This window comes from Paraburkholderia sp. BL21I4N1, from assembly GCF_002973525.1.
Classification (GTDB): Bacteria; Pseudomonadota; Gammaproteobacteria; order Burkholderiales; family Burkholderiaceae; genus Paraburkholderia.
The window spans coordinates 164794-177369 of sequence record NZ_PVEN01000008.1 but is presented as its reverse complement, the minus strand read 5'-3'; the positions used below and the strand labels follow the sequence as shown (position 1 = coordinate 177369).

Annotated in this window: 12 protein-coding genes and 1 riboswitch; of the genes, 4 read left to right on the top strand and 8 right to left on the bottom strand. The window is 64.0% G+C overall.

Annotated features, from left to right (window positions below; translation table 11 throughout):
• Window positions 1-284 precede the first annotated feature (284 nt).
• The 5 genes from B0G83_RS21420 to B0G83_RS21400 all read right to left on the bottom strand — a co-directional run bounded on the left by B0G83_RS21420 (window position 285) and on the right by B0G83_RS21400 (window position 5137).
• Entirely contained in the window at window positions 285-971 is a 687-nt protein-coding gene (locus tag B0G83_RS21420) for a gamma-glutamylcyclotransferase (protein ID WP_105509407.1), read from the bottom strand.
• Between the two features lie 29 nt (window positions 972-1000).
• Window positions 1001-1462, bottom strand: a complete 462-nt coding sequence (ybeY, locus tag B0G83_RS21415; protein WP_105509406.1) for an rRNA maturation RNase YbeY — start codon at window positions 1460-1462, stop codon at window positions 1001-1003.
• Between the two features lie 60 nt (window positions 1463-1522).
• Window positions 1523-2605 (bottom strand): PhoH family protein, encoded by a 1083-nt coding sequence (locus tag B0G83_RS21410; protein WP_105509405.1) that lies wholly within the window; start codon window positions 2603-2605, stop codon window positions 1523-1525.
• Between the two features lie 79 nt (window positions 2606-2684).
• The gene (gene miaB, locus B0G83_RS21405) at window positions 2685-4058 is read right to left on the bottom strand and encodes a tRNA (N6-isopentenyl adenosine(37)-C2)-methylthiotransferase MiaB (protein WP_105509404.1); all 1374 of its coding nucleotides are present in this window, start codon (window positions 4056-4058) and stop codon (window positions 2685-2687) included.
• 95 nt (window positions 4059-4153) lie between these two features.
• Complete coding sequence (locus tag B0G83_RS21400) at window positions 4154-5137, bottom strand: LysR family transcriptional regulator (protein ID WP_105509554.1); 984 nt, start codon at window positions 5135-5137, stop codon at window positions 4154-4156.
• Between the two features lie 122 nt (window positions 5138-5259).
• On the opposite strand from B0G83_RS21400, the gene B0G83_RS21395 reads away from it, so the two are divergent.
• The 4 genes from B0G83_RS21395 (at window position 5260) to ribB (ending at window position 9192) form a co-directional block, all read left to right on the top strand.
• Complete coding sequence (locus B0G83_RS21395) at window positions 5260-5661, top strand: extradiol dioxygenase (protein WP_105509403.1); 402 nt, start codon at window positions 5260-5262, stop codon at window positions 5659-5661.
• A 17-nt stretch (window positions 5662-5678) separates the two neighbouring features.
• Window positions 5679-6845 carry an MFS transporter gene (locus B0G83_RS21390; protein ID WP_105509402.1) on the top strand — a complete coding sequence of 389 codons (1167 nt, stop codon included), beginning with the start codon at window positions 5679-5681 and terminating at the stop codon, window positions 6843-6845.
• A 419-nt stretch (window positions 6846-7264) separates the two neighbouring features.
• Window positions 7265-8020 carry a helix-turn-helix domain-containing protein gene (locus B0G83_RS21385; RefSeq protein ID WP_258168047.1) on the top strand — a complete coding sequence of 252 codons (756 nt, stop codon included), beginning with the start codon at window positions 7265-7267 and terminating at the stop codon, window positions 8018-8020.
• A 121-nt stretch (window positions 8021-8141) separates the two neighbouring features.
• A riboswitch (FMN riboswitch) is annotated at window positions 8142-8326 on the top strand.
• A 146-nt stretch (window positions 8327-8472) separates the two neighbouring features.
• A complete protein-coding gene (gene ribB, locus B0G83_RS21380) occupies window positions 8473-9192 on the top strand; it encodes a 3,4-dihydroxy-2-butanone-4-phosphate synthase (protein WP_105509401.1) in 720 nt (239 codons plus the stop codon).
• A 107-nt stretch (window positions 9193-9299) separates the two neighbouring features.
• On the opposite strand, the gene B0G83_RS21375 is transcribed toward ribB, so the two are convergent.
• From B0G83_RS21375 to glpK, 3 genes are all read right to left on the bottom strand, one after another.
• Window positions 9300-9986, bottom strand: a complete 687-nt coding sequence (locus B0G83_RS21375; protein ID WP_105509400.1) for an HAD family hydrolase — start codon at window positions 9984-9986, stop codon at window positions 9300-9302.
• A 178-nt stretch (window positions 9987-10164) separates the two neighbouring features.
• Window positions 10165-10881 (bottom strand): MIP/aquaporin family protein, encoded by a 717-nt coding sequence (locus B0G83_RS21370; protein ID WP_105509399.1) that lies wholly within the window; start codon window positions 10879-10881, stop codon window positions 10165-10167.
• Window positions 10882-10974: 93 nt separating this feature from the next.
• Complete coding sequence (glpK, locus tag B0G83_RS21365) at window positions 10975-12474, bottom strand: glycerol kinase GlpK (protein WP_105509398.1); 1500 nt, start codon at window positions 12472-12474, stop codon at window positions 10975-10977.
• Window positions 12475-12576 lie beyond the last annotated feature (102 nt).

Here is a 12576-nt window from a genome sequence, read left to right as displayed (position 1 = left end):
GAGTCTGGGCGCGCTGTTGCAGAGCATTAAGGATACACCAGGCGCATGGCAGGACCGTGTCCCGCCGGGGCCGGCGAAGAGTGAAGCAGGGTTGAGACCGAAGCGCAGTCAAGGCGCGCGTGGGTCAATCCTAACTGATTACGCGAACAACGGCGTTTTGAAGCAAAAAAGTACGCGCGATAGCTGACATGCCCGACGCCATGGCCGCTGTTGCGCGCGGATTAGATTGCATGCGCCGGAGCGTTTGACGCTAATGTTGTTTAAGCCCCCCGGCTTGCAGCGGCCTAACGATCGGCATCGAGGCCGGCTTCGCGGCTTTCTTCGCGGCAGCGCCCCAGCAGCGCTTCGAGCGCGCGGTCCGGCATGCCGCTTTCGCGCAGTGCGTCGACGGTGCGGCTGACGTAATCGAGCGTGGTGCCGTAGCGTCCGCGGGCGCAGCCGAACACGGTCTTGACGATGTCGTCGCGCAGTTTGCCGGTGTAGCTCGGCACGTCGCGGCGCATCACGAACGCCAGCGCGTCGACGCGCCGTCCGTCGGCAAGGACGCACGGCAGCCACGCCGGGCGGTACGAACCCATGGCCATTTCGCGGCGCCACAAGGCTTCCAGATGCGGCATCGCGCCGTCAGCCGAAACGCGAAACGCGATGCCGGTGCACGAGCCGCCGCGATCGAGCGCGAGCACGAGGCCCGGTTGCTCGGGCGTGCCGCGATTCACGCGCGACCACAAATACAGGCCGCGGTGGTAGCCGTGCACTTTGGAGCGGGTGGCTTCGGCGGTAGGCAGGCCGGGATTCCAGATCAGCGAGCCATAGCCGAACAGCCACAGATCGCTCCGGCGGTCCCAGTCGCGCAGCGTGCAGTCGAGCGACGCGCGCAATTCCTCGTCCGTCAGCAGCCTCGATTCACCGAGCGCCGGCGGGTAGTCCGGGCAGGGTGGGCGGGTCACGGCTTCAGGGGCGGAGGGACTCACGGCGTGCTTTCGGCGAGATCAGGTTGGGATTACCGATAAGGATCGGGAAAGCCGAGCTTGCCGAGAATCTCGGTTTCGATCGCTTCCATTTCCTCGGCTTCTTCTTCGACTTCGTGATCGTAGCCCTGCGCGTGCAGCGTGCCGTGCACCAGCAGATGCGCATAGTGCGCGAGCAGCGGCTTACCCTGTTCGGCGGCTTCTTTTTCGACCACCGGACAGCACAGGATCAGGTCACCCGTGACCGGATCGTCTTCCGTTTCGGCGTAGGCGAAGGTCAGCACGTTGGTCGAGTAATCCTTGCCGCGATAGGTGCGGTTCAGCGTGCGGCCTTCTTCGGCATCGACGAAGCGCACGGTCAGCTCACCGTCCGCGAACAACGCCGCCTTGATCCAGCCGGCCACCGTGGCGCGCGGCAGCAGCGCCTTGTGTTCCGGCCAGGTCTTGGCGGCGGGGAATTGCAGATTCAACGTCAGTTTTGGGGCGCGGCTCATGCTGATTGGATGTGTTGCGGTTTTTGCCGAGGCATAAAAGAACAATGCAGATCGATGCGATCAGCGCGAATCCGCTGGGCCGGCGGTTTTTTGCGAATGCGCATCGTACGCCTCCACAATCCGCGCGACCAGCGGATGGCGCACCACGTCCGCGCTGGTAAAGCGGGTCAGCGCGATGCCGCGCACGTCCGACAGCACCTGCTGCGCTTCGATCAGCCCGCTCTTGTGGCCGCGCGGCAAATCGACCTGGGTCGTGTCGCCGGTCACCACTGCTTTCGAGCCGAAGCCGATCCGCGTGAGGAACATCTTCATCTGTTCGGGCGTGGTGTTCTGCGCCTCGTCGAGGATGATGAACGCGTGGTTCAGCGTGCGGCCACGCATGTACGCGAGCGGGGCGATTTCGATCATCTGCCGCTCGAACATCTTGGCGGTTTTGTCGAAGCCGAGCAGGTCGTACAGCGCGTCGTACAGCGGACGCAGATACGGATCGACCTTCTGCGCCAGATCGCCCGGCAAAAAGCCCAGACGCTCGCCCGCTTCCACGGCCGGCCGCGTCAGCACGATGCGTTTCACCTGATCGCGTTCGAGCGCATCCACCGCGCAGGCCACCGCGAGGTAGGTCTTGCCCGTGCCGGCCGGACCGATGCCGAAGGTCACGTCGTGCGCGATGATCTGCTTCAGATACTCGCGCTGCGCCGGCGTGCGCCCGCGCAGGTCCGCCCGGCGCGTGTACAGCTTCGGGCCGAGCGCGTCGAGATCGTCTTCGGCGGCGTCGGCGGGCTGGTCGAACGGGTGGTCGGGATTGCCGGGGAAACGCGCATCGGCGGCTTCGTCGCCATTCGTGCCGTTACCGTTGCCGTTCGGCCGGTGCCGCGCCGGATGGCGCACTTCGATGAGCGCGAGCTGGATGTCGTCGATCGACAGCGGCGCGCGCGCCTTGTCGTAAAAGTTTTCGAGCGCGGTGAGCGCGAGTTTCGCGCCGCGCCCGCGAATCGCGATGCGGTGGCCGCGGCGTTGCAGCGTGACGTCGAGCGCCTGCTCGATCTGCCGCAGATTTTCGTCGAGCGGTCCGCAGAGGTTGGCGAGCCGCGCGTTGTCGTCGCGCGGTGCGGTGAATTCCAGATGCTGCTGAGTGGTCTTCAAGGCGGTGGTTCGATCCTGTCGGTTTCGATACGCGGATTGGGCGGCGCGGTTCGCGCTGCGGAGTACTTTTTACCGTCGCTCAGTGGGTCGTGGTGGGGGCGTCGTCATGCACCAGCACCAGCTCGCCACGCAACGAATGTGGGTACGCATGGACGATTTTCACGTCCACCATCTGGCCGATCAGCCGCGCGTGCGACGCGACCGGCGCCGGGAAATTGACCACCCGGTTGTTTTCGGTGCGGCCCGCGAGTTCGTTCGGGTCCTTGCGCGCCGGGCGCTCGACCAGAATGCGCTCGATCTTGCCGACCATCGAATCGCTGATGCGCTGCACGTTTTCTTCGATCGTAGCCTGCAGATGTTGCAGGCGCTTGAGCTTGACTTCGCGCGGCGTGTCGTCGTGCAGATTCGCGGCGGGCGTGCCGGGACGCGGGCTGTAGATGAACGAGAAGCTGGTGTCGTACTGCATCTCGTGCACGAGCGCCATCATCTTGTCGAAGTCTTCCTCGGTCTCGCCGGGGAAGCCGACGATCATGTCGGTGGACAGCGACAGGTCAGGGCGGATCGCGCGCAGCTTGCGGATCACCGACTTGTATTCGAGGACCGTGTAACCGCGCTTCATGGCCATCAGCACGCGGTCGGAGCCGTGCTGCACGGGCAGATGCAGATGACTGACGAGCTTCGGCACCTTCGCGTAGGTATCGATCAGGCGCTGCGTGAATTCCTTCGGATGCGACGTGGTGTAGCGAATCCGCTCGATGCCCGGAATGTCGGCGACGTATTCGATCAATTGAGCGAAGTCGGCGATTTCAGTCGAGCCGAGCGTCATGCCGGCGCGGTACGCATTCACGTTCTGGCCGAGCAGCGTGACTTCACGCACGCCCTGGTCGGCGAGGCCGGCGATTTCGGTCAGCACGTCGTCGAGCGGGCGCGACACTTCTTCGCCACGCGTGTACGGCACGACGCAATAGCTGCAGTACTTGCTGCAGCCTTCCATGATCGAGACGAATGCGCTCGGACCGTCGACGCGCGCCGGCGGCAGGTGATCGAACTTTTCGATTTCCGGGAACGAGATGTCCACTTGCGCGCGGCCGCTTTCACGGCGCTTGTCGATCATTTGCGGCAGACGATGCAGCGTTTGCGGACCGAACACCAGGTCCACGTAAGGTGCGCGCGCCACGATCGAGGCGCCTTCCTGGCTCGCCACGCAACCGCCCACGCCGATGATCAGATTCGGGTTCGCTTCCTTCAACTCGCGCACGCGGCCGAGTTCGGAGAAGACTTTCTCCTGCGCTTTTTCGCGCACCGAACAGGTGTTGAACAGAATCACGTCCGCGTCTTCGGGCGTGTCGGTCTTGACGAGGCCTTCCGCCGCGCCGAGTACGTCGACCATCTTGTCGGAGTCGTACTCGTTCATCTGGCAGCCGTACGTCTTTACATAAACTTTCTTTGTCATCGAATTTCGCCGGTCGCAGTGGTTAACCTGGGGGCGTCTTTTAAAAAGTGGAGTGGGGGCAGAACATGCCGGCAAGGTGCTGGCGTAACTCAATATTATAGCCCTTCACCCGCTGGGCTTTCCGCGCCCGCCGTGCCGCGCGGCCGTTCCGCCGGCAGGCCCAGCAGGCTTTCCAGTTCGTCCGAAACTTGCGCGAAGCGCTCGCTCAGAAAATCCAGCAGCACGCGCACGCGCGGCGCCATGAAGCGGTTGCGGTGGTAAAGCGCGTGCAGCGGCGCGTCCGGGTAGCGCCAGTCCGGCAGCAGCACTTTGAGGCCGTCGGCGCGCAGATCCGCTTCCACGTCCCACATCGACTTGATCACGATGCCGTAGCCGCGCAGCGCCCATTCGCGGGCGACGGCGCCGTCGTTGGTCTCGCGGGCGGTCTCGAACGGCACCGTGTAGTGCTGCGTCTCGTCGCCGCGCGTAAAGCGCCACTCGTTCGCGAGGCCGCTCGCGGTGCCCAGCACGATGCAGTCGAAATGGGCCAGATCGAGCGGATCTTTCGGCTCACCCTTGCGCGCGATGTAATCCGGCGACGCGCACAGCACGCGCCGGTTCGGCGCCAGCTTGCGAGCCACCAGCGAACTGTCTTGCGGCACGCCGAAGCGAATCGCCAGATCAATGTCTTCCTGCACCAGGTTCGACAGCGAGTCCGACAGCGTCAGCGCGAACGTCACCTCCGGGTAGAGCGCGTTGAACTCGTCGAGCCAGTGCATCAGCAGATTGCGGCCGAAATCCGATGTCGCGGAAATGCGCACCTTGCCGCGCACCACGCCCTGGCCCGCTTGCAGCGCGGCTTCGGCGTCGTCGAGCGATTGCAGCGCCTGGCGGCAGCAGTTCAGGTAGAGACGGCCTTCGTCGGTGAGCCGGAGCTGGCGGGTGGTGCGCTCGAATAACCGCGCTTTCAGGCCGGCTTCCAGTTTGGCGAGGCGCGCGCTGGCGGCGGCCGGCGTCAAGCCCATCTTGCGGCCCGCCGCCGACAGGCTGCCCTGCTGCGCCGCTTCGACGAAAAGGCGGATGTCGCCGAGGTTATCCATCGCGTGGCTTTCAAAAATAATTTGATAATGCTTCAAATGCTACGCCAATTATCAAACCGGCGCTCAGCGCCGACAATCCAATCCTCGAAAACCCTAACGTCCTGCGCCGAGGCGCCCACACCATGCAACTCGATCACGCCACGATCGTCACCGCCGACCTCGACACCGCGCGACGTTTTTTCGTCGATGTGGCGGGCCTGATCGACGGTGCGCGTCCGCCGTTTTCGATCGGTGGTTACTGGCTGTACGCGCACGACGGCCGTCCGGTCATCCATCTGATCGACGCGACGGTGCCCGCTGCGACCGGCAGAGCGGCGCCGCGTATCGATCACATCGCGTTCCGGCTGGAGAGCGCCGCTGAGTGGCAGGCGCTGCTCGGACGTCTGCATACCACCGGCGTGGACTACCAAAGCGCGCAGGTCCCGCCGATGGGACCGCAACCCGCCGAAGTGCAACTCTTCGTGGCGCTCGCGCCGGGCGTCGTCATCGAATTCGTGACGGCGTTGCAGCACGCTCAATCCTGATTCATGGAGTTATAAAAATGCCTATTCCTTTACTCGCGCTAGCGATCAGCGCCTTCGCGATCGGTACGACCGAATTCGTCATCATGGGCTTGCTGCCCGACGTCGCGCGCGATCTGTCCGTATCGATTCCGTCGGCGGGTTTGCTGGTGAGCGGCTATGCGCTCGGCGTCGCCGTCGGCGCGCCGCTGCTCGCGGTGGTCACCAGCAAGATGCCGCGCAAGCTCGCGCTGCAACTGCTGATGGGCGTGTTCATCGTCGGCAATACGCTGTGCGCGATCGCGTCCAGCTACGCCGTGCTGATGATTGCGCGGGTCGTGACCTCGTTCGCGCACGGCTCGTTCTTCGGGATCGGCGCGGTGGTGGCGGCCTCGCTGGTACCGGCTGAAAAGCGGGCCAGCGCGATCGCGCTGATGTTCACCGGCTTGACGCTCGCAAACGTGCTCGGCGTGCCGTTCGGCACTTTCGTCGGTCAGGAATTCGGCTGGCGCGCGGCGTTCTGGATTGTCAGCGTGTTCGGCGTGCTGTCGCTGGCGGGCGTGTCGCTACTGGTGCCGAATCGTCACGATTCGGGGCCGGTCGGTCTTGGTCATGAAGTGCGCGTGCTGAAGGATCCGCAAGTCTGGACCGCGCTCGCGATGACGGTGCTCGGCTTCGGTGGCGTGTTCGTGGTGTTCACCTATATCGCGCCGATTCTGGAGCAGGTGAGCGGTTTCTCGCCGCGCGGCGTGACGCTGATTCTGGTGCTGTTCGGCGTGGGGCTGACGATCGGCAACACGGTCGGCGGCAAGCTCGCGGACCGCGCGCTGATGCCGTCGCTGATGGGCATTCTGGTCGCGCTGGCGGTGGTGATGGCGATTTTCGCGCGCACCAGCCATTCGCAGGTGGCGGCGGCGATCACGATCTTCGTGTGGGGTATCGCGGCGTTCGCGACGGTGCCGCCATTGCAGATGCGCGTGGTCGAGAAGGCGGCCGCGGCGCCGAATCTGGCGTCGACATTGAATATCGGCGCGTTCAATGTGGGCAATGCGGGCGGCGCGTGGCTGGGTGGCCTGGTGATCAACCACGGGCATTCGCTGGATACGTTGCCGTGGGTTGCGGCTGGGGTCAGCGTGGCGGCTTTGCTGTTGACCTGGTTTGCCGCGCGCAGAGATGCGCCGGGGGCTGCGGTGGCGCAGGGGGCTTGATGATGGTCAGTTGTTGGCGCCAACTGTGCTGGCCTGTCTTTCACGGCCGATTTGAAGGACGCCGGCACAGGCAATTCCGCTGATACTCGGGGCTTATTGACTGCGCGTTTGGCGATAGCGACGTACGCCAATATTCAGAAGTCGTACGCAACATGCCGCTGATGTCGTATCAGGATTGCACGACACCTCGTTAGCAGAGCAGCGAGACGCTGACTGGTTCGTCAATCGGAACGGCTTTTCCATACTTCTTCCATCACCAGCACTTCCTGTCTGCCCGAATCCGCAAGAACACCAGCGTTTCTAAGCGAGCAGCGCATATAACAGTGTGAAGATAACTTCGTTGGGCGTGGCTAACCACGATGCTATCTTGCTTCCACTAACTGCTCGCCCGCCGTCCGGCGGCGCTCCTGGAGGCAATCATGCATTCCCCGCTTGCGCTGGTTCGCGATCCCGCGGCTGACACCGCAGCGTCGCCGCGTGCCGCCGAACCTTTCGATGCGCTCGAACATCTGGTCGGCGTGAACCTCGCCCGTTTGCGCGCCGAGCGGCAACTGTCGCTCGACGCATTGGCCCGTGCGTCCGGCGTCTCGCGCGCCATGCTCGCGCAGATCGAATCGGCGCGCAGCGTGCCGTCGATCAAAGTGCTGTGCAAGGTCGCGGCCGCGTTGAAGGTATCGGTTGCCGCGTTTTTGCGGCGTCACGCGACCAATGGCTTCGAACACTTGCCGGCCGAGCGCTCGTCGCGGGTCGTCAGTGCCAACGGCCGCTATTCGGCCCGACCGCTTTATCCCGACGCCGAGCCGACCGTCGCCGAGTTTCACGAGTTGCGTATCGCGCCGTTGCATACCGAAGCAGGCGCACGCCGCGCGCCGGGCACGACGGTCAATCTCGTGGTCAGCGAAGGCACGCTCGAAGTCAGCGTGCACGACCAGCGTCAATTGCTTGCCACGGGCGACGCGATCGTGTTCGACGCCGACCAGCCGCATAGCCTGCGCAATCCCGGCGACACCGAAGCGCGCGCGTTTCGCGTGACGTTGAAGGCGGAAACGCCGCCGCGTTGGGACGTACCGGCGTCGCACGAGACGTTGCGTGAAACCACGCATGCCGCCGCGCGCGAGTCGGCACATGAAGCACGTGAGGCCCATGAACCGATCCGCGAGACCGCACCGGTTTAACGGAAAATCGCGAACGGACACGCTCCACCGCAAGTCGCGTTCTCCATCCGTTCAGTAGGGGTTGCGCTGCAGACCCAGCGTGACTGCTGTATGCTTTGCCAGCCGGTCGATCCGGCAATCAGTGCGTCTTCAGGGCGGGGCGAAATTCCCCACCGGCGGTATGCCGGCAGCGCGAAAGCGTGAGCCGGTGAGCCCGCGAGCGCCCGCATCGCGTGGTCTTTTCGAGTCGGAAAGATCGCAGCGGGGTCAGCAGATCTGGTGAGAAGCCAGAGCCGACGGTCATAGTCCGGATGGAAGAAGATGTGCAGATAGTCATGTTCGTTTCCGTTGCACCGCTCGCAGTTTGAGCGGCGTGCGAGTGTCGCTTTGCGCGGCGCTCAACGGCGCGTCTTTGTCTGTTTGCAATGCCCTGAAACGTTTTTCGCCCAACTTTTGCGATGAGCGTTTCAATCATGACCTTTGCTACTTTTCCTGTTCCGTCGACGATCGCGGACGACGCTTTCCTCGATCTCCCGCTGCTCGCCACCGAACCCGTTCCGCCGCGTATCGCCGCCGCGTTGCAAGCCATGCGCGATGGTCGTGCCGTGGTCCTGCAAGACGACCACGACCGCGAGAACGAAGCCGATCTGATCGTCTCGGCCGAGCGTCTTTCCGTCGAAACCATGGCGCTACTGATCCGCGAATGCAGCGGCATTGTTTGCCTGTGTTTGCCCGACGAGACAATCCGCGCGCTCGAATTGCCGCCCATGGCGGTCAACAACGAAAGCCGTCACGGCACCGCGTTCACGGTCTCGATCGAGGCGCGCGACGGTGTGACGACGGGCGTGTCCGCGCTCGACCGCGTGACGACGATTCGCGCCGCGATCGCGGATACCGCGAAGCCCGCGGACATCGTGCGTCCGGGTCACGTGTTCCCGTTGCGCGCCATGCCAGGCGGCGTGCTGGCACGCCGCGGTCATACCGAAGGCACGGTGGATCTGGCGGTTCTCGCGGGTCTGAAACCGGCCGGCGTGCTGTGCGAACTGATGAACGCCGACGGCACGATGACGCGTGGCGCGGAGGTGGAACGCTTCGCCGCGCAACACAATCTGCCGATGCTGACCATCGCCGAGCTGGTGGAGTTTCGTCAGGCACTGGCGCAGGCACGCGAGTGCGTGGCTGACGAGGCGTGATGACATAAAGCGGCGCGCGACTCGCGATTTCGTGCGTCGCTCGTGGAAATGCAAAAAGGCCGGCTCTCATCGAGAGTCGGCCTTTTTTCCAGGCGATTGCAATCAGTCTACGACTGCTGGTCGCCGAACTCGCCGCGCACGCCCGCTTCCACCATTGCGGGCAACTCGTCCATATGCTTCATGATGCGCGTCATGCCCATCTTGCGCAGCGCGTCCGCATAGCCGTCCGGGATATGGCTCGCGCCGACGAACGCGATCGTCTTCATCCCCGCCGCGCGTGCGGCGTTCAGGCCCGCGACACTGTCCTCCACGACGACACAACGTGACGGTTCCACGCCCAGCGTTTGCGCGGCGAACAGATAGACATCGGGATAAGGCTTGGGCCGCGCCACCTGCTCGGCGCTGAAAATCCGCTCGCCGAAAACCTGCTGCAAACCCGCGCGCCGCACCGACGCATGCACGCGCGCCATGCGGCTGTTCGACACGACGGCCGCCGGCAAGCTGACGCGCTGCAAAGCGTCGCGTACGCCGTTAATCGGACTGAGCGACGCCGCGAGTTCGAGCTCGACGTTGTGTTCGACGGTGTTCAGGAAATTCGCGGGCAGCGTAATGTCGAAGGACTTCTCGATGCCTTCGAGAAAGCGCGACATCTGCTGGCCAAAAGCCGTTTTGACGACGGGTTCGAAGTCGAGACCGGGGAAGGTGGCGTTGAGCGTGGCGAGCATCACGCGGTCGGCGATGATTTCGCTGTCGACGAGTACGCCGTCGCAGTCACAGATGAGGTGGTCGATCATGCTTGGGAACGGAATGCAGAACGCGCATGAGCAAGACAGTTGCAAGCTCGTGCGCGCAGATTGAAAGCATCATGATACGTGCTTTGGCGTCGTCTGCTCGATGCCGCTGCGTTCCGCTGCGGCCGGGACGGCCCTCGGAGGCACTTCGTCCCGGCCTTGAACCCGCTGTGCCGCGAGCTTAGTGCGTGGTGTGCAGGAACATGTACAGCGCCGTAGCCGCCGCGCCGCCCAGCAGCGGACCGCAGACCGGAATCCACGCATAGCTCCAGTCGCTGCCGCGCTTGCCAGGAATCGGCAGCAGCGCGTGCATCAGACGCGGCGACAGATCGCGCGCCGGGCTCATCGCGTAACCCGTCGGGCCGCCGAGCGAGATGCCGATACCGAGCACCAGCAGGCCGACCGGCAGCGCGTCGAGCGCGCCCAGACCGACTTGCGGCGACGCCAGATACAGCACGCCGAGAATCAGCACGAAGGTGGCGATCATTTCGGTGAGCAGGTTATGCGGCACGCTGCGAATGGCCGGCGCGGTGCAGAACACGCCGAGCTTCACGTCGGCATCGGCTTCTTTCTCGAAGTGCTGACGATAGGCGATCCACACGAGCAGCGCGCCCGCCATCCCACCGAGCATCTGCGCGGCCACGTAGCCGGGCACTTTGGCCCACGCGAATTTGCCGGCCAGCGCGAGGCTGACGGTCACGACCGGATTCAGGTGAGCGCCGCTGAACGAAGCGGTGACGTAGACCGCGATAAACACGGCCATCGCCCAGCCCATCACGATCACGATCAGGTCCGCACCCTTGCCCTTGGTGCGCGCGAGCAGCACGTTGGCGACCGCGCCGTTGCCGAGCAGCACCAGAAGCGCGGTGCCGATGAATTCCGCAATGTAAGGAGACATGATTGGGTATCCGAAATATAGTTGTTAGGGAAGCCGCTGGATCAGCGGCTTCGTTATGTCGAAAGTTGGTCTACTTAAAAGGTAACGCGATGCTCAGGGCGTATCGGCCCACGCCTTGGCGGCGCGGATCGCGCGCTGCCAGCCGTCGAGGTTGGCCTTGACCTCGGCATGCGGCAGGGCGGGCGTGAAGCGGCGGTCGAGCGCCCACTGGCTCTGCAGCTCGTCCACGTCTTTCCAGTAGCCGACCGCGAGACCGGCCAGATACGCTGCGCCGAGCGCGGTCGTTTCCGACACCTTCGGGCGCACCGCATCGACGCCGAGAATGTCGGCCTGGAACTGCATCAGCAGATTGTTCGCGCAAGCGCCGCCGTCCACGCGCAATTCGCCGATGCGAATGCCGGAGTCGGCTTCCATCGCCTTCAGCACGTCGAGCGACTGGTAAGCGATCGAATCGAGCGCGGCGCGGGCAATGTGCGCCGAGCTCGTGCCGCGCGTCACGCCGAACAGCGTGCCGCGAGCGCGGGCGTTCCAGTGCGGCGCGCCGAGGCCGGCGAAGGCGGGCACGAGATACACGCCGTCGGTGTGCGGCACGCCGCGCGCCAGCGTTTCGATTTCAGCCGCGTTCTTGATGATGCCGAGTCCATCGCGCAACCATTGCACCACCGCGCCGCCGATAAAGATGCTGCCCTCAAGCGCGTAGTTGATCTTGTCGCCGATCTGCCAGGCAATCGTGGTGACGAGATTGTTCTTCGATTCGATCGGCTTTTCGCCGGTGTTCATCACGAGGAAGCAGCCCGTGCCGTAGGTGTTCTTCACCATGCCCGACTGCGTGCACATCTGACCGAAGAGGGCCGCGTGCTGATCGCCGGCAATGCCCGCGAGCGGAATCTTCGAAGCGAACACGGTGGTCTTGGTCGGGCCGTACACTTCCGACGAAGGACGCACTTCCGGCAGCATGTTGCGCGGAATGTCGAGCGCTTCGAGCAATTCGTTGTCCCACTGCAGCGTGTGGATGTTGAACAGCATGGTGCGCGACGCGTTGGTCACGTCGGTGACGTGCAGACCGCCCTTGGTGAAATTCCACACCAGCCAGCTGTCGACCGTACCGAACGCGAGGCGGCCTTGCTTCGCCTTTTCGCGTGCGCCTTCCACGTTGTCGAGGATCCAGCGGATCTTGGTCGCCGAGAAATACGAGTCGATCGGCAGACCGGTTTTCGCGCGGACTTTTTCCTCGAGACCTTGCTCCTTGAGCTGGTCGCAGAAATCGGCGGTGCGGCGGTCTTGCCAGACGATCGCGTTATAGATCGGGTGGCCGGTTTCGCGATCCCACACGATGGTGGTTTCGCGCTGATTGGTAATGCCGATCGCCGCGATCGACGTGCCGTTCATGCCGGCGCGCGTGACGGCCTCGGCGGCGACGCCGGCCTGGGTCGACCAGATTTCCTGCGGGTCGTGCTCGACCCAACCCGGACGTGGATAGATTTGCTGGAATTCTTTTTGCGCGGTCGACACGACATTGCCGAGCCGGTCGAACAGCATGGCACGCGAGCTGGTCGTGCCTTGGTCAAGGGCGAGGATGTACTGATCCTGCATTGTCTCTTCTCCATGCGTTTTATGAATCGCCGGACTGTTGAACGGCGACGGGAACGGCTTGTTGTTTTAAGCGGGCTGCAACAGCAACAGATGTGGTGGTGC

Excerpts from the sequence above, each read along its gene's own strand:
- ybeY (WP_105509406.1), bottom strand. The coding sequence starts at position 1,462 with ATGAGCCGCGCCCCAAAACTGACGTTGAATCTGCAATTCCCCGCCGCC.
- miaB (WP_105509404.1), bottom strand. The coding sequence starts at position 4,058 with ATGACAAAGAAAGTTTATGTAAAGACGTACGGCTGCCAGATGAACGAG.
- B0G83_RS21400 (WP_105509554.1), bottom strand. The coding sequence starts at position 5,137 with ATGGATAACCTCGGCGACATCCGCCTTTTCGTCGAAGCGGCGCAGCAG.
- B0G83_RS21395 (WP_105509403.1), top strand. The coding sequence starts at position 5,260 with ATGCAACTCGATCACGCCACGATCGTCACCGCCGACCTCGACACCGCG.
- B0G83_RS21390 (WP_105509402.1), top strand. The coding sequence starts at position 5,679 with ATGCCTATTCCTTTACTCGCGCTAGCGATCAGCGCCTTCGCGATCGGT.
- B0G83_RS21385 (WP_258168047.1), top strand. The coding sequence starts at position 7,265 with ATGCATTCCCCGCTTGCGCTGGTTCGCGATCCCGCGGCTGACACCGCA.
- ribB (WP_105509401.1), top strand. The coding sequence starts at position 8,473 with ATGACCTTTGCTACTTTTCCTGTTCCGTCGACGATCGCGGACGACGCT.
- B0G83_RS21375 (WP_105509400.1), bottom strand. The coding sequence starts at position 9,986 with ATGATCGACCACCTCATCTGTGACTGCGACGGCGTACTCGTCGACAGC.
- B0G83_RS21370 (WP_105509399.1), bottom strand. The coding sequence starts at position 10,881 with ATGTCTCCTTACATTGCGGAATTCATCGGCACCGCGCTTCTGGTGCTG.
- glpK (WP_105509398.1), bottom strand. The coding sequence starts at position 12,474 with ATGCAGGATCAGTACATCCTCGCCCTTGACCAAGGCACGACCAGCTCG.